The organism is Nocardia sp. alder85J, from assembly GCF_020176955.2.
GTDB lineage: Bacteria > Actinomycetota > Actinomycetes > Mycobacteriales > Mycobacteriaceae > Nocardia.
In genome coordinates this window covers 438,909-458,526 of record NZ_JAIUCZ020000006.1, presented here as the reverse complement: position 1 = coordinate 458,526, position 19,618 = coordinate 438,909, and the positions used below count along the sequence as shown (strand labels likewise).

Below are 19,618 nucleotides of genomic sequence, written 5' to 3'. Positions count from 1 at the left end.
GGGGGTCTGCCCCAGATCCATGGTCGTGCACGGGCGTTGAGGGCGGCGGTGGCCTGGTGGGTGGCTCGGTCGATCTCGGTCACGTCGGCGAAGGTCTGCCCGGCGAGGGCTTCGCGCCGGAAGATCCACCACCAGGGTTCCGGGGCTGCTGCACGAATAGGTGACACCGTGAACTGATCAGTTAGTGTGATTCGTTCCGATCGATGATGGGCAGGACGAGGCGACTGCGGTGTTCCGGCCCGTGGTGAATGTGGTTGACTGCGGGAATCATCTGCACCTCGGACTCCCGGGCGATGACGCCGCCGGTGTTGGTGTTGCGGTCGTAGCGAGGGAAATTGCTGCTGGAGATATCCAGCCGGATCCGGTGCCCCGGCAGGAAGACGTTGGCCGTCGCCATGAGGTCGATGGTGATCTCGTAGATCGTTCCGGGTTCCAGCGGCACCTCCTGCTCCAGGCCGTCGCGGTACCGGGCACGCAGAATCCCATCGCACAGGTTGATCGCCTTGCCATCGGGAAAGACGTCGATGAGCTTGGCGGTGAAGTCGGTGTCGACCGCGGACGAGGAGACGAACAGGGTCACGCTGATCGGGCCGATGACTTCTACGGGTGCCTCGAGAATCGGCGTGGTGTAGCAGAGGACATCGTCACGACCGGCCACCGTGCGTTGATCGACCGGTCCGCCGAACCCCGGAGTCGTCGGCAGGCTGGCACTGCCCGTCGTGGGCACCGGGCGGCGGGGATCGTAGAGGTAGGTGTCCCGGTCCGCAGTGGGTGCGGGCTCGGTGCTCAGGGTGCCGTCGCCGCTCGAGGTGTTGGCACGGCCATCGCTGCTCAGGTGATAGTCGGTCCATCGGGTGTCGGGCAGCGGCCAGTCCTGCTCGTCGCGCCACTGGTCGATCCCCATGACGAAGATCTTGACCGGCGCGATGTCCTCGAGGGCGGCGGTGTCGCCGCGAACCCAGCGGTCGAAGAACTTCAGTTGCAGGTTGGTGAGACGCAGGGTTCTCGCCGACGCCCTCGCGCCGAACGATCGGTCCGGGTAGATGCCGTCGGTGGACAAGTGATCCCACGGGCCGATGACGAGACGCTGTTCGGCGCGGGCCTGCTCGGTTCCCGCGTGCCTTCGCGCGGCGACGAAAGCACGCACGGTCGCTCCGAGGAAGAGGTCGTACCAGCCACCGATGTGCAGGGCGGGGACCGAGACCTGCGAGATCTCGGTGCTCACGTCGTACTGGTTCCAGTACTCGTCGTGCGCGGGGTGAGCCATGAAGTCGCTCCACCACTGGCCGTACTCCGCCAGAACCGGCACGTCGCCGGTGGGCAGCACGTCGTTGAGGCGCTCGGGTTCCAGCAGCGCCCCGCCGAGTTTCAGCAACTGATCGACCGACCCGGTCCCCCGTTCGAGGGCCCGCTTCGCGTCTGCGGTGTACATCGACGTGCCCCACAGCGTCACCAAGCTCAGGGACAGAGCGCCACCGTTCGAATACCACGGCGTCCGATACGGGTCGGCGGAGGTGAAGAACGGAGCGATCGCTTTCAGAGCGGGCGGCTTCATCACTGCGGCTGCCCACTGGACCATGCCCAGGTAGGACGGCCCGAACATGCCCACGGTGCCGTCGGACCACGGCTGTTCGGCGATCCAGGCGATGGTGTCCTCGCCGTCCGTCCGCTCGGCGGCGTGCGGAACGAAGTCGCCTTCGGAGCGGAAGGTGCCCCGGCAGTCCTGCACCACGATCGCGTATCCGGCCTCGAGGAGCACCGCGAAATTCGGGAGGGTGTCGCCGAAGGGTGCCTCCAGGGTTTTGCTGTAAGGAAGCCGGATCAGCAGTGTCGGGGCGGTCCCGTCCACCGGTCGCCAGACGTTCGCGGCGAGCGTTGCGCCGTCGCGCATGGACATCTCGACATTGTATTCGTTCAGGTACTTCACGAGGCTCCTCGGTGAGCGTCGGGACGGGCAGAACAGATATCGATCGCACGATGGGTTGTGCTGGAGTATTCCGTATGACAAACACAATTATTTATCTGTTTAACGGAGGTGTCAACCGCTCGGGGACGCCACGTTCGTCCACTTGGCCGAGGTAGCCGCCCACTACGGGGCGATCGAATCGGACTCGGGCAGGGCCATCCGTGCCGCGTGGGTGCGGACTCCCTCGGGTGGTGGGTGGATCCGACCTGTGTGGTGACGATGGGCAACGGACAGGTCGGAGCTGGATGCGGCAGTGGTGTTCGCGGCGCGCGGTGCCGCTACCAGAAGGCGAGTCACCCCGGTCGGCACGACCGGACCGCAGGCAGAGTAGCTGACACCACCGATGCCATCCACGAGCGTCCAACTGTTCCGGAAGCTGATGATCGAAGCCGACTACCCCTTGTAGGTCGACTCGGTGGTTGTCGTGAGCGGCCCGGACTGCTGAGTGGGGGTGACGGGTTCGAGTCCCCTCAGCTTTACAGAAGTAGCAGGTCCGGCCTGAGAAGTAGCAGGTCCGGCCCGGTCATACTGATCAGTTCAGAGTGAGTTGGCGTAGGCAGATCATCGAGCAGGCCAGGCTGAGGAGGGCTTGATGGACATCGGCCCGGCGCTCGGTGCGGACACGCAGTCGGCGGTAGTTCTCGAGCCAGGCATGTCCAGGCGCACATGCCCGATCCCGGCCTCGACATGCGGTGCGTCGCCGGGGTGTTGCCGCGGGCCCGCGGTCGGCAGATACCCGCCGGGCCCGTACCCGCAGGTGGCGTCCACGATCACCGCGCCGGGCCGCATCGACGCCAGCTCCACCGCAGTGATCATTGCCGGGGTGTCGTAGGTGGAGATCAGGATTGCGCCGATCACCAGATCCGCGTCCGCCAGCAGCGCCGCGCGCGCCGCGGCGGTGTTCACGACGACCTCGACCCCGGCCGCCGGCCGGGGCCTGCAACGCCAGCGCACCGTACAGCACCGCCTGCACGCCCGCCACCTGCCCGCGCGGCACCGCCAACGGAACGCCCTGCCTCGCACAGCAATTCGTACGAATAGGCGGTCACCCGGGACTCGGTCAGCGCGGCCAGCAGCCGGGGATCACCCTCGGCGTGGAACAGTGCCGCGATCGACTGCCCGGGACGCAACCGGTACAGATCGGCGGGATCCGGCGACTTGTAGCGCAGCACCAGCCCCGCCGACCACACCGCGTCCGGATCAGCGAATCGTGCACCCGCGGCGGCGATCTCACTGTCGCCGAGGTACACGTCGGCGCCGATGCCGGGCTCGGTGAGCACCGCGAACCCGGCACTGGTCAGCACGGCCGCCACCGTCGGGGTCAGGAGCGTGCGCCGCTCGCCGGGTGCTGATTCGCGGGGGAATCCGATCGTCGCGACCATGAGGTCACCTCTTCCGCACCGAACAATGATGGGCTGCCTCGAGAATCGGGCATCGAGAAGAAACAGGCCAGGTCACGCGCGCATCGCAACGTTGCACACCCGGGTGCACAATCTTCACGATCACCGCGAAAACCCCAGCGTGCCAGGACAACCGCCGCCGGTAGCGGCCCGGCCGCTAGACTGCCCGGCCGAGACACCCGCGCCCGCGCCTCATGCTGTTGCGGGCGGGCGACCGGCCGAAGGGAAGAATACTGTGGCAGTGCGGGATCTGTTCGACGGCACCGATACCCCGATCCCGGTACCGCGGGTGCTGATGTCGCTGCACGCCCAGTACTACGACCTCATGTGGAACGACCTCAAATTCCACGAATTCCGCAAACGGTAGCCCGTCGACGGCCCGTCGACCTGGTACGTGTACCTCAATGCACCCGTCAGCCGGCTCGCCGCGATCATCGACCTCGCCGCCCCGATCCCCGGCACCCCCGCCGAGATCGCTGCCCTCGCCGAACGCGCCCGCCCCGGCAACGGCGACTCCGTGCTCACCTACCTGCAACCAGCCGGTCGTGGTGTCGCCCTGCCGATCCTCGAAGTGCGCGAGCACGAACCCGGCTTCCCCGCCACCGCGCTCGCCGCGCGCCTCGGTGACTGGCATCCTCCGCAGGGCTACATGCTCATCGACCGCCACCCGGCTCTGGCGGCCGTCTGCGACGACCTCGCCGCCCAGCCGATCCGCCGAGAGGTGAGAATCCGGCAGGTCTCGGCCGTACCCTGAAATCCAGGCAACAGCAGCAGGGGGCCGCGCCGATGACCACACCACACCACACCACACCACCGGCCCCCGCCCCTGGCCGTCGACCACCGGATCTCGCCTCTGCGGCAGGCACGCCTCGACCGTGGTGAAACCCAGCAGCAGATCTGCGACGGCATCGACGCACTCGCACCGGAACCCACCGGCATCCACCCCGGCATGCTGTCGAAATGGGAAACCGGCCGGCACCGCCCCTCGCCGTACTACCAGGACCTACTCTGCCGCTACTTCCAGCTCCCGGCCGCGGCCCTGTTCCCCGAACACCCGCCAGACCACGCGCTGGATCCGGTGGCGCCGCAGCTGGTCGTCACCCACCGCGACCTCCAGCAAGCGATGCTCGGTCTCGTCGACGGCGCTCACGAGCACCTCGTCAGCGTCGGGTCCCGCTCCCGCGACCGCGGCTACCTCGACGCCATCGAGCACACTCTCGCCACCCGGCCCGAACTGGTCCACTACCGGGTCCTGTTCGGCCCGCCCCGCCATCCGCTGCTCACCGAGCACCTGCACCGCCTGATCGCCCTGCGCGACCCCGGCGATCGCTCCCACGGGGTGAAAACCCTGCACATCAGCATGATCACCAGCCCCGACTATCCCGAACGGCACTTCGTCGCCACCGAACACGCCGCCGTCGTCACCCTCCCATCGCTGACCAGCGCCGAGGCGTTCGACACCGGCATCGTCCTCGACGCCGCCGCCGGCGCCCGCTACCTCGAACACGCCCGCCAGCTCTACCTCGCCGGCCGTAGAGCCGACACCGTCCCGGCCCTCACCGCGCTGACCGCGCTGACCGCCAGCACATCCCGGCCGCAGGAGGCACCCATCACCACCGTCGACATGCTCGCCGCCGCCCGCGACGACCACCACTCCGTCCTCGCCCTCACCCGCGAGCTGATCGCCATCCCCAGCCGCGGCGGCATCGACCCCGGCCAGCCGATCCTCGACCACACCACCGCCTGGCTCACCAGCCGCCGGTTGCCGGTCCGGATCCTGCGCGACCCCACCGGCACCGCGGTCGCACTGGTCACCGACATCCACGGCCGCCACCGCGGCCCACGCTGGGTCCTCGACGCCTGCCTCGACACCGCAGCCTTCGGCGACGAACACGCCTGGACCCACCCCCCGACCACCCCCGCCATCCACGCGGGGTGGTTGTACGGCCGCGGTTCGGCCGACAGCAAGGCCGCGGTCGCGATCTTCTGCCACCTCGCCGCGCGCATCGCCGCGATCCGGGACCAGCTCACCGGCACCCTGACCCTGCTGTTCGACCTCGACGAGCACACCGGCGGATTCCACGGCGCCCAGGCCTTCCTCGCCGACGCCGGCGAGGTCGCGGGGGTGATGATCGGCTACCCCGGCCTGGACCACATCGTCGTCGGCGGCCGCGGCGTCCACCGGGCCCGCCTGCACGTCCACGGCGTCGCCTCCCATTCCGGCGGCCGCACATCCACCCCCAACGCCATCAGCAAAGCCACCCAGCTCGTCACCGCGCTCGACGCCACCGAACTGCCCGGCGCCGGCCACGGATTCCCGGCCGCGAAACTCACCGTCACCGAAATCCATGCCGGAGCCAGCTTTTCGATCACCCCGGACCTGTGCAGCATCGGGATCGACCTCCGCACCACCCCGGCCTTCGACGATCACGCCGCCGAACAGCTGCTGCGCCGGGTCACCGACACTATCGACCGCGCGTGGCCGGGTACCCAGCCGACCCTGATCGAGCAGGTCCTGCGATGGCCCCCGTACGCGCTGCCGGACTCCCCGCCCGCGGTCGCGCTGTTCACCGCCGCCCGCGGCCTCGGCCTGGACGTCACCGCGAAAATCGCCGGCCCCTCCAACATCGGCAACCTCCTCGCCGGGCACGGGATCGCCGTCACCGCCGGGTTCGGCGTCGCGCACATCGGCGAGCACAGCACCGACGAACGCATCCGCCTCGACAGCATCCCCCTCGTCCACGCCGCCTACCACCACGCGATCTGCACCCTGCTGTCCGCAACCGAGGCCCACACCCCCACCTGGGCGCTGCACCACTGACCCGGACAGGACCACCGGTGATCCCCGCACCGCCGATCCATGATCGGGATCGGCACCGACCCAGGGCCTCGGCGTAGTCGGGTTTCAGCAGGCCAGCAGTAATTGCACCGGCCTGTTGTAGTCCCGGCCGTAGTACCGCAACGCCGGCGCGACGTGGCGGTGTCCGGCCAGCCGCAGCAGCGACATCGTCGTGTTCCGCAGGATCGCCATGACATGCCCGGCGGCACCGGTGCGGGCCTGGTGCCGGTCCTCGTCGAACGTCACGTCCCTGACGTGATGCACTCGGTTCTCGATCGACCAGTGCCGCCGCAAATAGTCGGCGATCACGTGATGAGCGGCGTCACCGACGGTCAGGCTCGTCACCACGAACACCGTCTCCCGGGTCTGGCGCCGCATCTTTCGATGCTTCGACATCACGGTGCGAGTGCGGTGGATCCGCAGAACCTGTGCCGCACCGGGGAATCCGATCCCCGACGCGATCCCGGTCGCTTTCACCGTGCGGGTCTCCCGGCGGCCGTGCGCGGGCTTGCCGGTCGACTTGTCGAGCACCGGCACGTCGTCCCACGGCAGCTGCTTCAACTGTTTACGCAGGTTGGGCTGATTTCCCTTCACGCAGAGGATGTAGTGGGCGCCCGCTTCGACGATCGAATGCGCCGTCTCACGGCAGGTATGGGCGGCATCAGCGGTGATGACGCATCCGGCGATGTTCAACGCGGACAACAGCTTCCGCAGCATCGGCACCTCGCTGGTCTTGTCCGCTACCGCGACCTGCGCCACGACCACGCCGGTGGCCTGGCAGATCCCCGACAACAGATAGGTCAGATGCCCGGCGGCGTCACGGGCACCACGCAGGGCTTTCCCGTCGAAGGAGATGACTTTCGCGCCGCCGATCACGCTGACCCGCAACCACATCCACGCGCCGATCAGCTGGTCGAGCTGGTCGGTGTCCAGGCGCTGCAGCAACCGCCGGATCGCGGACTCGCTCGGCGCGCGACGGGTGAACCCGAGCCGGGCCGACACCGCGGTGGACGCGTCGGCAGCCCACTCGCCGATCGCGGTGAACGAGCGAGCGCCGGCGGCGGTAGCGGCCAGAGCGAGCAGCAGGACCGAGGTCAGGTCGTAGCGGCGGCCGCGGGCGTCGCGGGGATCGGGGACCTGTCGGAGGACATCGAGCAAACTGCCGGCAGCGTTGGCCGGATCCTGTTCGAGCGGAACGTTGTCCAGCTCGATCGTGGTGGGCGCGGCAGGGCATACTTGTACGGCGGGCACGGGTCTCCGAGAGTGATGTCAGGCGTAGGAACCTTCATCTTCCTCGAGTCACTCGTGTCCGCCCAGCATCTCAAACCGTGTGTCACGCAACCAGTTTCCCCAGATCAGCGGATCGGTACCCGACTACGCCGAGGCCCTGGGCACCGACCTACCTGATGGGTGCTGGCCGCCTCGACCACACCCTCGTCGCACCACATGCCGGCTCGATCCGGACCTGCGGTTACGACCACACCCCCCGCCTCGACCAACTCAGCGACCACGCCGCGCTACTCACGACCATCGCACCCTGAAAGGCGGATCAGGAGCCGGGAGGCCGCGCCGTCTCAGTTGTTCACCGGCGGGGGATACCCCTGCCAGGTCAGCAGCTTGTGCCGGAAACGTGTCATATGGGGATCGAAACGATCGCCGGCCCATACGGCCGGATCATCGAGGGCGAACCAGCGAACAGAATTCGCCTCGCGCGCATCCACTTCCACCGGCATCCCCTCCTTCCCCTCCAGCACGAACCAGAACGTCACATCAGTGTGACTGTGCGCACCGCGGGTTTCGGTCACCGACAAAAACAAAGGGTCACAGCCGAATTGCGGATGGAACCGGGCGTCGATCGCCAACTCCTCACCCGCTTCCCGCAAGACCGTGTCGCGGGGATCTTCCCCACCGCCGAGCAGGTCCGCCAGGCACCATCGCCGGCCGAGGCGCTGGGCGCGCTGGACCGGCCACTGCGTCCGGGCACCCCGTACCTGCTGGTGGCCCACCATGCCGCGACCGAGGCCAACCTGATCCACAACCAGCGCCAACACTGCCCGGCGCTGGCCCGGGTCGACCATCCCGCTGGCCAAACACCTCGTGCCCGGTCTACCGAATTACCGGCTCGACACCCTGCTGGCGCACTTCGCGATCCCGATGCCCGCGAACCGCCACCGGGCCGGGGTCGACGTCACCGCGCAGGTCTTCACCCGGCTCATCGACGACGCCACCGGCAGCTTCGCGCTCGGCGATCTCGCGAGCCAGGTCAAGGTCGCCGGGCGCACCGCCAAATACAACGTTCCCGTCCAGAGCGGGCTGTTCGACCCCGAGCACACCCCGCACGACCACCCCCCGACAGATCCGAGCTGATGATGATCGAGACGCAGCCGAATTATCAAGGCCGCGAACAGGTCCTGTTCTGGTTCGATCCTTACTGTTCTTCGACCAGGGTGGTTGTCGCGAAAGCGCGGCGGAACAGTAGAAATTCGACACCGTCGGGGCCGGCTGCCTCCGCTCCGTACACCGTGTTGGCATCGGTCCATGCCATCGCGCCGGGACCGGCTTCGTGGCCGCCGATCGTCATTGTGCCCTCGAGTACGACGATGAACTCGCCCTCGCTGTGCCAGTGTTGCGGGAAACGATAGTTCGGTGGGAACTTCACGATGACGACCGGCGGCCGGTCCGCTCCCGGCTCCGGGAAGATCAGCCATTTGTGCTCGACCCCTGCGGACTGTGCGCGGTGCTCCTCGTCGGTCACGGTTGTCGTGGGCCGACGCTTGGCTGGTTCGAACGGCATGTTCTCGACGTCGAACAGGTGGATACCGCGTTCTGCCATCGTTGTGCACAGTTTGTCGTTGCTGTGCACCAGAGCATTCCTGGGTGCGGGTGTACTTGTCATGGGCTCTTCGTCTTTCGGTCGTGTCGTCAGGCTGGGGAATCGAATACCACGGGCAACGAGGTGGCGGCTGCCATCGAGACGCTGCCGGCCGCCTGCGGGCCCGAAGCAGAGTGGACGATGGGCCGCGGCGCGTCCGGGTCCAGCCGTAGTCCGGGCAGACGGTCGAGTGCGACGGTGAGCGCGGCCCGCATCTCGGCTCTGGCGAGATGCTGGCCGAGACAGACGTGTGGCCCGTATCCGAACACGCCGGTCGGCTGACCGGACCTGGTTACGGTGAAACGATCGGGCTCCGAGTATGTTTCCGCATCCCTGTTGTGCGCCGACAGGTGCGCGCGGACAACCGCGTTCTCCGGGATGGCTATACCGTCGAGATCGACGGGGCAAAGAGCACGCCGGAGGAAGGTTGTCGCAGCCGGGTTCTGCCACCGGAGTGCTTCGTTCACAGCGGTGTTGACGAGGCGCGGGTCGGACCTGACGAGTTCCAGTTGATCGGGGTTGAGCAGCAGCCCCGCGAACATGTTGCTCGACCCGGCGACGGTCGTGTCCGCGCCGGCCGGTATCAGCAGAAGCAGGTACTCGAGGATGTCCTCGTCAGTCAGCAACACACCGTCGAGTTCGGAGCGGACGAGTAGGCCCAGCAGGTCGTCCTTCGGCTCGACGCGCGCTGCATGGATCAGCGGCACGAGGAACTCTCGGGCTTTCACCTCCCAGGCCGGGTTCAGTCCGTCTGCCGGGTACGCGAGTCCGAGGAACTCGTCGTGGTCGGCCGCATCGATGCCGATGATGGTCCGGATGACCTGGAACGGGTAGTGACTCGTGTAGTCCAGAACCAGATCCGCGCGACCGAGGTGGACGAACTTGTCGATCAGATCGTGCATCAGTGGAATGAGTAGTGTCTGCTCGAGCCGATTCATGGCACGTGGTCCGAAGGGATCCGCCACGAGTGCTCGGTGCGCCCGGTGCTCGTCGCCGTTCATCGCCAGCAGCGTGCGAGTAGTGCGCCACATCGGCCCGGGCTTCATGAAGCTGTGGTCGTCGAACATCACCCGCCGGACGCCTTCATGTGAATAGACGATGAACGTGTCCTCGCCCTCTGTAGCACCTTCTTCACGGGTCAGGCGAGCGACCGGGCATTCTTGCCGGGCGTGCGCCCATTCGGCGTACCGAGGTTCGATATCATCCCCGGATTTTCCGAGATGTGCGACCAGCCGGTCACGGTTTGTCGTGTGATCCATTGACGTTCTCCTAGATCTGGGCCGGGTCCTCAGCTGCCGGCTTCGTCGTTCTTGTCGAGCCACTCGGTTCGGAAGGTCAGCGGTGTGGCACGAAATTCCACCAACCGGGCACCGTCGGGGCCGACGACGATCTTGTACGGTACGTCGGCCGGTGTGTAGTAACCGCTGCCCGGTCCGAACACTCGTCGGCCCTGCCGAATCTCGCCTTCCAGCACGATGACGATTTGCGGCACGTCGTGCCTGTGCCGTTCGACGCGGGAGTTGGGTTCGTATCGAACACCGAGCAGGCTGAACCCTCCCGGCTCCAGGGGGTTGACCAGGGCCTGAATCCATGTGCCCGACAGTTCGCCGGTCGGCAGCGGCACAGCGGTCTCGGATATTTCTCCCATGTCGAAGAATGCCATTCGGTCGGCACGGGTGATGGGGCCTGCCTTTTGCTTCAGATCGGTCACGCGTTGGTATTCGGGCGTAGTTTCCATTACTGACTCCTGTTCAATGGCCCATATTCGATGGCGAAAGTCGATGCCTGTGTGGTGTCGTAAGGGCCTGCTCGAAACCAGGCGAACAGTCTTCGACCGTGACGTCGAACATGTGCTAGCCCTGTGAAAATGCCGTGTGGACCGGACGGTTCTCGACCGTGGCGCCGTCGAGAGATGCGGCCACGAATCGTCGGCCCGCTTCGGGATCCGCGGTGACGGGTGGTGCGGGAAGGTCCGATGGCACTGTGGTGAAGAAGCCTCCATCCTGTCCACGAGCGATCCACACGTCGCCTGCGGACGCCCGCTCGATCGCCACCAGAACGGCATTGGCGACGAAGAACGGGCTCGGCAGTTGTAATCCGATGTGCGTCAGTTCCTCGCGGACGTCCTCGGGAAAGATGGCCGTATCCACAGCACCGGGGCAGACCAGGGACAACCTGATCCCGATCATTGCCAGTTCCGGTGCGAGCGAGCGTGAGAAGGCCAGCAGCCCCGCTTTCGCGTAGGCGTAAGCGGGGTCTCCCGGTGTGTGCGCAAACCCCGCGGTTGAGCCGATGACGATGATGGCTCCGCCGCCGCTCGCCTCGATCAGCGGGTAGGCGGCCAGGACGCCGTATACGACCCCGTCGCCGTTCACTCCGGTCACTCGCCGGTAACTGTCGGCCGTCAGCACCGGCAGGGCGGGAGCGTGGGCGGGCCCGCCGGCACCCTGCAACCTGACCCCGGCATTGAGTACGAGTACATCGAGCCGGCCGTAGGTCCGCTCGACCGTTCCGATCACCCGCGTCCAGCTGTCCGCATCGGACACGTCGAGGTGGTGACAACACCCCGCGGTCGGCAGCCGGGCCGCCACCTCGCGCCCGTGCTCCTCATCGATGTCGGTCACCACCACCGTTGCCCCGCACTCGGCGAGCCGGATTGCCGTCGCCGCTCCGATACCGCCTGCCGCCCCCGTGACCAGTGCGACCTTTCCTTGCAGGTGCATCACGGTCACGCCTTGCCGGCGCGAGCGCGCTCGAGGATGGTCAAGTACTCCGGCAGAGACACACCCAACTGCTGTTCGTTGGACCCGACGTCGTAATAGTCGCGCCACAGTGTGATCTTGCCGTCTGTCACTTCCCAGCGCGCGCAGACGGACCACTCCTGGATGTCCGACTTGGGGAATGTACCCGCAGGGAATCGGAAGTAGTCGACTCGCTCGGTGAAGACGACATTCCCTTCCTCGGCGAGGGAAAGTAGTCGAAAATCGACCTCTTCGCAGATCGCGAATTTGGCCTGCAGCACCCCGACGATGTCGTCAGTGCCGACAATTCGCCGATGTTCCTCGGGTAGCGGGATGTTCTCGAAAACAGTTGAGGGCGTCAGGTAGGGCCGCAACTGCGCCGTATCCTTGGAGGCGAATGCGGCGCAGAACCGCCGGACTGTGTCCCCTGCTGTTTCCATGGGTGAACTCCTGTGTTCGCTCGATGGTGATGTGCGGTATCCGCGCCGACGCGTGGCGCATGTCGGCCGCGGCCGCGTCGGTGCCGCGTGGCTGCTGTTCGGGCGCGGGAGCCGAGCCCGGTTCCCACCGGCCTTCCGACAACTCGAAAGCTCCGGCGTACGGACACTCGCTGGCATTGCTGAATCCAGGATGCTGAACTCATGGACGGAGGCTACTGCGGGCGATACCGCAGGACAAGGGAGGTGCGCCGTGTCCGGCGATCACGTCCGGACAGTTACTCGATTCGCCGGTCTCCGTGCAGGGGGTCCTGGCATCGTGGCACCTCAGCATGTATCCTGGATCCAATCACAAGTGCGAGGACGCAGGAGGTACGCAGTGCTGCGCGAGGATGTCAAGCTCATCTCGGTGGACGATCACATCGTCGAACCCCCGAACGTGTGGGTCGACCGGTTGCCCGCGCGTTTCCAGGAGGCGGGTCCGAGAATCGTCGACCAGCCCGGGCACACGCAGGCCTGGCAGTTCGAGGGCGAACTGCACAAGCTGAATCTGCTGGGCAGTCCGCAGACGCGGGTGTTCCGCACGGATGGCACCGGTGAGGACCTGTATGCCCGGCATTACGACGACATGGTGCCTGGCGCGTACGACCCCGCGGCTCGTGTGGTCGCGATGGACGAGGACGGCGTCTGGGCATCGATCAACTTTCCGACGTTCCCGCGCTTCGGTGGAACCCGATTCCTGGCCGCCAAGGACAAGGAATTGGCCTCGGCATGCGTGGTTGCGTGGAACGACTGGCTGATCGATGAGTGGTGTGGGACCGCGCCGAAGCGTTTCGTCCCGATGACGCTGATCCAGTTGTGGGACCCGGAACTGGCGGCGGCGGAGATCCGGCGTTGTGCGGCGAAGGGCTCGCGAGCGGTGGCGATGATCGAGTCCCCGTCGCCTCTGGGCTTGCCGTCATTCTGGTCGGAATACTGGAATCCTGTCTTCGCGGCGGCGCAGGAGACCGGACTGGTTCTGTGTATGCACGTGGGGACGTCGGGTACGTTGCCGACGCCGGCCCCCGAGTCTGCGGCGAATTCCGACGCTGTGCCGATCTCGCTGTGCGGGCTGAACTCGATGATGTCATTGGCCGACCTGACCTTTTCCGGATTGCTCCATCGCTTCCCGGGGGTACGGATCGCGCTGTCCGAAGGCGGAAGCGGCTGGGTGCCTTATCTGCTGGAGCGCATGGACTACACGTGGGCTCGGACCCGGATCGGTGTCGATCGGTCGATTTCGCCGTCCGATATCTTCCGGCGCAATTTCTGGACCTGTTTCATCTCCGACCGGCACGCGATCGAGAGTCGGCATTCGATCGGCTTGGACAAGTTGATGTGGGAATCGGATTACCCGCACAACGACTCCGAGTGGCCCAACAGCCGGAAGTTCCTGGCGGAGGCTGTTGCCGATGTCCCGGACGAGGAAGTGCGGCAGATCGCGGAAACCAATGCTCGCAACCTGTTCAACTTCTGGGACTGACCCGAGTTCTTCGAGGACATCTACCTCGAACATTCGGCAGCACCGGACGAGTCGTCATCTTGCGGGATGGCACAGACAGGAGTGAAATGCCTGCCCAATATGATGCGATCGCGGTGTCGAGAGAAGGTTCGGTCGGATTGATCGAGCTCGATGACGAGGAACGGCTCAACCCCACCGATACGCACACCGTTCTCGCCGAGATCAACGATGTACTCATCGAGTTCGGCAGAGATCGTTCAACTCGGGCGGTCGTGATATTCGGTCGTGGTCGGGCCTTCTCGGCTGGTGCCAACCTGGGTGCCAAGCGTCCCGCTCGCTATCCTCAGGACGACGACGACTCGGCGCCTTCGCGTCTCGCGTACGGCTATGCCTACGGGCAGGTGTGGGACACACTGCACAATTTCAAGAAGCCGTTGGTGGCCGCGGTCAACGGGTGGTGCCTCGGCGGCGGCTGGGAACTGGCGCACGCATGCGACCTCATCGTGGCTGGCGAGTCGGCGAAATTCGGTGCCGTGGAGACCGACATCGGATTGATTCCATTCGCGACATCCACGGTTTACTTGCCGCGTATGGTAGGCAAGCACCGTGCGATGGATATGATCCTCAACGCTCGTCGCATAGATGCGAGCAGAGCTTTGGAGCTCGGGCTGGTCAACGAAGTCGTTCCGGTCGAGCGAACTTTCGATCGCGCCCGAGAGGTGGCGGCGGAATTGGCAGCTCGGCCGCCGATCGCTGTTTCGTTCGCGCGTGAGTTGATCAAACGTGCCATGGCGGTGACCGAGTTTTACGACCTGGAACGCGCCTATGGCTACTATCTACAGACCACCGAGGACGCTCGGACTGCGCGAGCGGCCGTTTTCGAGCGAACTGCCGATTCGACACCACCGGTTTTCATCGGACGTTGATACGATCCTCGTTCATTACGGCTGACAAGAGTTAGGGAAGGGACTTCATATGAAGGTCTACGACATCGCGATGGCGCGCTCGGGCGACAAGACGGACACAAGCAATGTGGCGGTCTGGCCGTACGACGATGCGGACTGGGAATACCTCCGGGAAAACCTTACCGTCGAAAAGATCCGCGAGCGGTTCGGATCCTTGGTCCAGGGCACGATCACTCGCTACGAACTTCCGAATATTTGCACGTTGAATTTCGTGATGACGGCCGCGCTCCGCGGTGGAGTCGGTATGGGTTTGACGGCCGATCCGCACGGCAAGGCTTACCAGACTCTCGTCCTCGATATCGAGCTCGACGACTGAGCGTCGGTTATCGGAACAGCGAAGGGAACAAGATCAGTGGTGCGTGGAAGTTCGGATGACGAGCGCGAACAGCTACGCCAGGTGGTGCGACAGTTCCTCGACTCGTCCTCAACCGAGTCCGAGGTACGGCGGCTGATGAGTACCGATGAGGGCTTTGACCGCGAAGTGTGGCTTCGTATGGCTCGCGAGTTGGGTTTGCAGGGCTTGATCGTGCCGGAAGCGTTCGGTGGTTCGGGAGTGACTTTCACGGAACTCGCGGTCGTCCTCGAGGAGATGGGCAGAGCCCTCATCTGTAGCCCATTTCTGGCGACGACACTGGCCACCGCAGCCCTTCTGTTCTCCGAGGATGCCGACGCGCAGGCGCGGTACCTGCCCGGCATCGCAGACGGCTCCTCGATCGCGACGATCGGATTCCCGGAAGTCGATGGACAACAACGCGACGGGACGGGGGGTGAGATCATCGCCCGCCAGGATGGCGGCGGCTGGGTCTTGTCCGGAACCGTCTCCCATGTGCTCGACGGCACGATCGCGGATATCGTCCTGGTGACCGCACCGACGTCGCTGGGAACCAGTCTGTTCTGTGTGCTCGCATCGGATCCGGGCTTCGACACGATTCCGCTCACAGTACTGGATCCGACCCGTAAACAGGCGAGAATTGTACTCGACGGGGTGCCGGCCACATTGGTCGGAACCGAAGGTGGCGCGGAAACAATCATTCGGCAACAAATGATTTTTACAGCCAGTGCTGTCGCGGTCGAACAGGTAGGCGGCGCCCGCAGATGCCTGCAAATGGCAGTCGATTATGCGCGGCAACGCGTTCAGTTCGGCCGTACCATCGGCTCGTTCCAGGCGATCAAGCACAAGTGTGCTGATTTGCTGGTCGAAATCGAGTCTGCCGCCGCAGCAGCTAAACTTGCCGTCCAGTCGGTGACCGAGCACAGCGAATCCGCCGGACTCGTCGCAAGTCTTGCAAAGGCATACTGTTCCGACGCCTACGTACATGCCGCCGCGGAGAATATTCAGATCCACGGTGGCATCGGCTTCACCTGGGAACATCCGGCTCACCTGTACTACAGGCGAGCCATGTCGACTCGTGTGATCGCAGGTGATCCCGATTCGCATCGGGCACGCGCGGCCGAATTGATCGGCATCTGATTTTTCGTCGCGTGCCGGCTGCCGACCCGGCCGGTGAGACGATCGTGGGGCTCAGGTCCCGACCGGGCCCCACGACCGAATCGATCGAAATTTCACCGTTGTTTCAATTTCTCCAAAACTTACTGCTCGTGTCGGACGCGACCTGGTGCAAACCCTTGTGTTCGATCAACGCCAACGTGGGCGCAGCTACTCTGTCGGCCTCGCTGGAGTGTCCGGCGACGCGCAGAGTGTCGGCATACAGCAATCGGAGGTAGGCCGCTGCGCGCGGCCGGCGCCGATCGTCTACCGCTTCCACGAGTGCTTCCGCTCGTCGGCAGGCGATCTCGACTGCGGACGGCGATCCCTCGGCCAGCATCAGGCGGATCGCGGAATCCTGTTCCAGTTCTCGCGTCATCGCCCGGATTCTCGTTGTCTGCCTCCGGTATGTCGGCAACTCGGACAGATATTTTCGGAGATCGTTCGAAATCGGCAATCCGATGCGGATTCGCTCGTTGACCAAGCGTGCGCTCAGCCGCGGCAGCGATTTCTCCTCGCTGATCTTCTCTCCGATATCCAACAATTCCGTGGCATGTTTACTGTTGCCATGCAGGTATGCCACCCGGGCGCCGGTGGCATAAACTGGAAGAAGAAAGTCCACCGCATCAGGCTGCCATTGCTCTCTGACATTGGCACCGAGAAGTTCGCATGCCTCGTCGATTCGACCCTGCTCGTAACGAAGTTCGCCGAGCAGGGCGCCGGCCAGTACCGCGGCGCGTGGTGCCAACTCGGTTTCGCACGCCAAACCCAGAGCTGCGGTGAAATGGTGCTCGGCTGTCGCTACATCCAGTTGGTCCAATGCCGCCAAGCCGGCAATGCAATGGCTCTGCAGGGTCGCGATAGGGTCCGATCCCAGCGCGAATCGACTGGCTGTTTGTTGCCACCTGTACACTGCGGCGTAGTCGAATCGATTGAGGGCATCAGCTGCCGCCAGATCCGCGGCAGCAATCGACATGATCGGGTTCGCCAAATCTTTCAGCTGATCTACATCGATTAGTTGGATGCCGTCCAAGTTATCGGACACATATTGTTCGAGGCCGGTAACCAGCATTGCCTCCGTGCGAAACGAGGCAACCTCGTGGTCGGTCAGGTCCGATGCGTCGACGGCGGCGAGAGCTTTCCGTACAGCGCTCGTGACCCGATTACCTCGGTGTAATCCGCTATCGGCCCATGCCACGCATAGTTGCAATCGTGGCCGCATGTCGGTCCACGAAACCGGAAGCTTGTCCATCAGTCCCAGAAAAGTGGCTGTGCGACCAGCCAGTACCAGGTCTGTTGCATTGGCCTCCACAAGTTCTATCGCCCGGTCGACTGCGTCCGCCGCGAGTGCGTGGTCCAGCGCCTCGACGATCAACCGATGCTCCGAAAACCATTCGGAAGCACGCAGATGCAGAGCCGTCACACGGTCGGGATCCCATTGTGCGCTCCGGCGTTGTAGGTAATCGGCGAACAGTCTGTGATAGCGAAACCATTCTCCTTCATCGTCCATGCGCTGCAGGAAGAGATTTCGATCCGCTATCTGGTTGAGCAGGTCCGGGCTATCGGCACGATTCGACAACGCCGTTGCGAGACCTGCGCATATCTTGGTAGTTATGGACGTCGTCATGAGAAACTCCAGCAGTGTCGGCTCGAGTGAGTCGAGTACGTTTTCTGCCAAGTAGTCGCCGATGACATGGTGTCGTCCGGTCAAGTTGTCGATGAAACCCTTGGGATCGTCACGCCCGGTCAATGACAACTGGGCCAGTTGGAGGGCTGCAGGCCACCCTTCGGTCGAGGCCTGTATCTTTGTGATGTCGTCGACGGACAACGGTAGGCGACTGGCTTCTACCAAGAACGCGTCGGTTTCTTTTCTGTCGAACCGCAAAGCGTCGACGTCTATGTCGATCACCTCGTCCTCCACCAAAAGCTTCGTGGAGGCCAATCCCTTGCCGCTCCGACCTACGATCATGATTCGCAGGTGGTGGCAGCTGTGCTGCAGTAAGAAATTCATGGCGGCGATGGCATCGTCGTTGTGAACGCGATGCCAATCATCGACCACCAGCACGATATCCTGTCCGTAATCATGGATCTCGTCGATCAGCGCCGACAATACTGATCGGACTACGTCGGATGATCGCTGCTCCAATAGTGCCGCCAATTCTCGGGAAATATCAGGACGAACACGGCGGATCGCCGCGACAAGATGAGCGAGAAACCAGACGACGTTATCGTCGTCGCGGTCGACGGTCAGCCACGCAACGGTCGTGCCACTATTTTCGAGTTCACGTGCCCATTGAGCCGCCAGCGTGGTCTTGCCGAACCCGGCGGGGCCGTTCACCAGGAGCAGCTTCCGGCGACCGCTGTTACGGAGGATGTGCAGCAGGCGCTCACGTCCTATCAGCGTCCGCGCCGTGGTCGGCGGCCGAAACTTCGTCGCCGCCATCGGGGGAGGCGGTGAAGTGATGGAACCGGACGGTGAATACGGTGGGAGCATCGACATCCTCTCGGGGGAGGATTCGGATCCGGTCTCGCTGTCGCGTCGCAGCACGGTCAGCGTATCCACCGGCTGCCCGGTGGCGCGCTGGGCGTCTCGTAGGTTCTCTCCGAACGCGGCAGCGGATGTGGGCCGAGCGGTCGGCTCGAGTGCCATGGACTCCTCGATCGCCGCACAAATCTTCTTCGGTACGTCATGCTCGCGGAGATCCGGCAGGCGCGCGGAGGAGATCCGGGCCAGCTGGGATTCGATCGATTCGTCTCGGCGCCGAGCGAAAGGAGAATTGCCCGTGAGCAGGCTGAACAGCGTTGCACCGAGGCTGTAGATGTCGGACGCAGGCGAGGCGCTCGCACCGCACAAGATTTCGGGGGCCGTATACGCCGGTGTCCCGTGGATCGTCGCCGACGACATGTGCTCGCCGAGTTGCGCCACTCCGAAATCGGACAACTGAGGTTCATGGTATTCGGTGAGCAGGATATTGGCCGGCTTCACATCTCGGTGCACGATGCCGAAACCGTGCGCTGTCGCCAACGCCCCCGCCAATTTCACTCCGATGGAAGCGACATCCGGCCAGCTCAAGGGTCCATACTGTCGGATCAGATTGTCGAGCGAGCGGCGCGGGTAGTACGGCATCACTATGTACGGTCGGCCGGTTACGGTGATGTCGGCAGACATCGCCGGGACGATATGGGGGTGCCCGGACAGCCGCCCCAAGATGTGCTGCTCGTGTATGAATCGGGCGCGATCGTCGTCATCGACCTCCGCCAGCAGCAGCTTGATCGCAACGTGACGTTCGAGGGCGTGGTCGTAGCAGCAGTAGACCACGCCGAATCCACCTCGGCCGATCGGCTGCGGATCATCGAAACCGGCGGCTGTCAACTCTGCGACGATACCTGCCGCCATGTCTCGTAGTGTCG

At 64.7% G+C, this 19,618-nt stretch carries 20 protein-coding genes; 9 read left to right on the top strand and 11 right to left on the bottom strand.

Features of this window, described 5'->3' with window-relative positions:
* Positions 1 to 181: 181 nt before the first annotated feature.
* The 3 genes from LBW94_RS25325 to LBW94_RS25310 form a co-directional block, all read right to left on the bottom strand.
* Entirely contained in the window at positions 182 to 1,897 is a 1,716-nt protein-coding gene (locus tag LBW94_RS25325) for a CocE/NonD family hydrolase (RefSeq protein WP_225060558.1), read from the bottom strand.
* Between the two features lie 630 nt (positions 1,898 to 2,527).
* The gene (locus LBW94_RS44475; RefSeq protein WP_416276944.1) at positions 2,528 to 2,872 is read right to left on the bottom strand and encodes a hypothetical protein; all 345 of its coding nucleotides are present in this window, start codon (positions 2,870 to 2,872) and stop codon (positions 2,528 to 2,530) included.
* Complete coding sequence (locus LBW94_RS25310) at positions 2,869 to 3,348, bottom strand: hypothetical protein (RefSeq protein WP_225060559.1); 480 nt, start codon at positions 3,346 to 3,348, stop codon at positions 2,869 to 2,871. Before LBW94_RS25310 ends, LBW94_RS44475 begins: the two co-directional genes overlap by 4 nt.
* A 253-nt stretch (positions 3,349 to 3,601) precedes the next feature.
* Here LBW94_RS25310 and LBW94_RS25305 point away from each other — a divergent pair, with 253 nt between their 5' ends.
* From LBW94_RS25305 to LBW94_RS25295, 3 genes are all read left to right on the top strand, one after another.
* Positions 3,602 to 3,733 (top strand): hypothetical protein, encoded by a 132-nt coding sequence (locus LBW94_RS25305; protein WP_255634854.1) that lies wholly within the window; start codon positions 3,602 to 3,604, stop codon positions 3,731 to 3,733.
* A gap of 27 nt (positions 3,734 to 3,760) precedes the next feature.
* Positions 3,761 to 4,120, top strand: a complete 360-nt coding sequence (locus LBW94_RS25300) for a hypothetical protein (protein ID WP_225060560.1) — start codon at positions 3,761 to 3,763, stop codon at positions 4,118 to 4,120.
* 195 nt (positions 4,121 to 4,315) lie between these two features.
* Complete coding sequence (locus LBW94_RS25295) at positions 4,316 to 6,187, top strand: M20 family metallopeptidase (protein ID WP_225060561.1); 1,872 nt, start codon at positions 4,316 to 4,318, stop codon at positions 6,185 to 6,187.
* 84 nt (positions 6,188 to 6,271) lie between these two features.
* Here the strand turns inward: LBW94_RS25295 and LBW94_RS25290 are convergent, their stop codons facing one another.
* A complete protein-coding gene (locus LBW94_RS25290) occupies positions 6,272 to 7,456 on the bottom strand; it encodes an ISAs1 family transposase (RefSeq protein WP_266272027.1) in 1,185 nt (394 codons plus the stop codon).
* 155 nt (positions 7,457 to 7,611) lie between these two features.
* On the opposite strand from LBW94_RS25290, the gene LBW94_RS25285 reads away from it, so the two are divergent.
* Positions 7,612 to 7,746 (top strand): hypothetical protein, encoded by a 135-nt coding sequence (locus LBW94_RS25285; RefSeq protein WP_255635072.1) that lies wholly within the window; start codon positions 7,612 to 7,614, stop codon positions 7,744 to 7,746.
* 33 nt (positions 7,747 to 7,779) lie between these two features.
* On the opposite strand, the gene LBW94_RS25280 is transcribed toward LBW94_RS25285, so the two are convergent.
* Entirely contained in the window at positions 7,780 to 8,283 is a 504-nt protein-coding gene (locus tag LBW94_RS25280; RefSeq protein ID WP_225061471.1) for an NUDIX domain-containing protein, read from the bottom strand.
* 19 nt (positions 8,284 to 8,302) lie between these two features.
* Here LBW94_RS25280 and LBW94_RS25275 point away from each other — a divergent pair, with 19 nt between their 5' ends.
* Complete coding sequence (locus tag LBW94_RS25275; RefSeq protein ID WP_225061472.1) at positions 8,303 to 8,572, top strand: hypothetical protein; 270 nt, start codon at positions 8,303 to 8,305, stop codon at positions 8,570 to 8,572.
* Positions 8,573 to 8,633: 61 nt separating this feature from the next.
* Here LBW94_RS25275 and LBW94_RS25270 read toward each other — a convergent pair whose 3' ends face one another.
* The 5 genes from LBW94_RS25270 to LBW94_RS25250 form a co-directional block, all read right to left on the bottom strand.
* On the bottom strand, positions 8,634 to 9,038 hold the full coding sequence (locus tag LBW94_RS25270) for a cupin domain-containing protein (RefSeq protein ID WP_225061473.1): 405 nt from the start codon (positions 9,036 to 9,038) through the stop codon (positions 8,634 to 8,636).
* An 89-nt stretch (positions 9,039 to 9,127) separates the two neighbouring features.
* The gene (locus LBW94_RS25265; protein WP_225061474.1) at positions 9,128 to 10,336 is read right to left on the bottom strand and encodes a cytochrome P450; all 1,209 of its coding nucleotides are present in this window, start codon (positions 10,334 to 10,336) and stop codon (positions 9,128 to 9,130) included.
* Positions 10,337 to 10,365: 29 nt separating this feature from the next.
* Complete coding sequence (locus LBW94_RS25260) at positions 10,366 to 10,815, bottom strand: cupin domain-containing protein (protein ID WP_225061475.1); 450 nt, start codon at positions 10,813 to 10,815, stop codon at positions 10,366 to 10,368.
* Positions 10,816 to 10,930: 115 nt separating this feature from the next.
* Positions 10,931 to 11,800, bottom strand: coding sequence for an SDR family NAD(P)-dependent oxidoreductase (locus LBW94_RS25255; protein ID WP_225061523.1), 870 nt, complete (start codon positions 11,798 to 11,800; stop codon positions 10,931 to 10,933).
* Positions 11,801 to 11,805: 5 nt separating this feature from the next.
* A complete protein-coding gene (locus LBW94_RS25250) occupies positions 11,806 to 12,258 on the bottom strand; it encodes a limonene-1,2-epoxide hydrolase family protein (RefSeq protein WP_225061476.1) in 453 nt (150 codons plus the stop codon).
* 250 nt (positions 12,259 to 12,508) lie between these two features.
* Here LBW94_RS25250 and LBW94_RS25245 point away from each other — a divergent pair, with 250 nt between their 5' ends.
* From LBW94_RS25245 to LBW94_RS25230, 4 genes are all read left to right on the top strand, one after another.
* Positions 12,509 to 13,777 (top strand): amidohydrolase family protein, encoded by a 1,269-nt coding sequence (locus tag LBW94_RS25245; RefSeq protein WP_225061477.1) that lies wholly within the window; start codon positions 12,509 to 12,511, stop codon positions 13,775 to 13,777.
* Positions 13,778 to 13,863: 86 nt separating this feature from the next.
* Complete coding sequence (locus LBW94_RS25240) at positions 13,864 to 14,682, top strand: enoyl-CoA hydratase/isomerase family protein (RefSeq protein ID WP_225061478.1); 819 nt, start codon at positions 13,864 to 13,866, stop codon at positions 14,680 to 14,682.
* 49 nt (positions 14,683 to 14,731) lie between these two features.
* Positions 14,732 to 15,037, top strand: coding sequence for a hypothetical protein (locus LBW94_RS25235; RefSeq protein WP_225061479.1), 306 nt, complete (start codon positions 14,732 to 14,734; stop codon positions 15,035 to 15,037).
* A 36-nt stretch (positions 15,038 to 15,073) separates the two neighbouring features.
* The gene (locus tag LBW94_RS25230) at positions 15,074 to 16,192 is read left to right on the top strand and encodes an acyl-CoA dehydrogenase family protein (protein WP_323137924.1); all 1,119 of its coding nucleotides are present in this window, start codon (positions 15,074 to 15,076) and stop codon (positions 16,190 to 16,192) included.
* Positions 16,193 to 16,295: 103 nt separating this feature from the next.
* Here LBW94_RS25230 and LBW94_RS25225 read toward each other — a convergent pair whose 3' ends face one another.
* Positions 16,296 to 19,604: a serine/threonine-protein kinase gene (locus LBW94_RS25225; RefSeq protein ID WP_225061480.1), complete on the bottom strand. Its 3,309-nt coding sequence runs from the start codon at positions 19,602 to 19,604 to the stop codon at positions 16,296 to 16,298.
* Positions 19,605 to 19,618 lie beyond the last annotated feature (14 nt).

Bases quoted from the DNA above. Each gene is read 5' to 3' on its own strand.
- LBW94_RS25325 (WP_225060558.1), bottom strand. From the start codon at position 1,897: ATGTCCATGCGCGACGGCGCAACGCTCGCCGCGAACGTCTGGCGACCG.
- LBW94_RS25310 (WP_225060559.1), bottom strand. From the start codon at position 3,348: ATGGTCGCGACGATCGGATTCCCCCGCGAATCAGCACCCGGCGAGCGG.
- LBW94_RS25295 (WP_225060561.1), top strand. From the start codon at position 4,316: ATGCTGTCGAAATGGGAAACCGGCCGGCACCGCCCCTCGCCGTACTAC.
- LBW94_RS25285 (WP_255635072.1), top strand. From the start codon at position 7,612: ATGGGTGCTGGCCGCCTCGACCACACCCTCGTCGCACCACATGCCGGC.
- LBW94_RS25280 (WP_225061471.1), bottom strand. From the start codon at position 8,283: ATGGTCGACCCGGGCCAGCGCCGGGCAGTGTTGGCGCTGGTTGTGGAT.
- LBW94_RS25270 (WP_225061473.1), bottom strand. From the start codon at position 9,038: ATGGCAGAACGCGGTATCCACCTGTTCGACGTCGAGAACATGCCGTTC.
- LBW94_RS25265 (WP_225061474.1), bottom strand. From the start codon at position 10,336: ATGGATCACACGACAAACCGTGACCGGCTGGTCGCACATCTCGGAAAA.
- LBW94_RS25260 (WP_225061475.1), bottom strand. From the start codon at position 10,815: ATGGAAACTACGCCCGAATACCAACGCGTGACCGATCTGAAGCAAAAG.
- LBW94_RS25255 (WP_225061523.1), bottom strand. From the start codon at position 11,800: ATGCACCTGCAAGGAAAGGTCGCACTGGTCACGGGGGCGGCAGGCGGT.
- LBW94_RS25250 (WP_225061476.1), bottom strand. From the start codon at position 12,258: ATGGAAACAGCAGGGGACACAGTCCGGCGGTTCTGCGCCGCATTCGCC.
- LBW94_RS25240 (WP_225061478.1), top strand. From the start codon at position 13,864: ATGCCTGCCCAATATGATGCGATCGCGGTGTCGAGAGAAGGTTCGGTC.
- LBW94_RS25235 (WP_225061479.1), top strand. From the start codon at position 14,732: ATGAAGGTCTACGACATCGCGATGGCGCGCTCGGGCGACAAGACGGAC.
- LBW94_RS25225 (WP_225061480.1), bottom strand. From the start codon at position 19,604: ATGGCGGCAGGTATCGTCGCAGAGTTGACAGCCGCCGGTTTCGATGAT.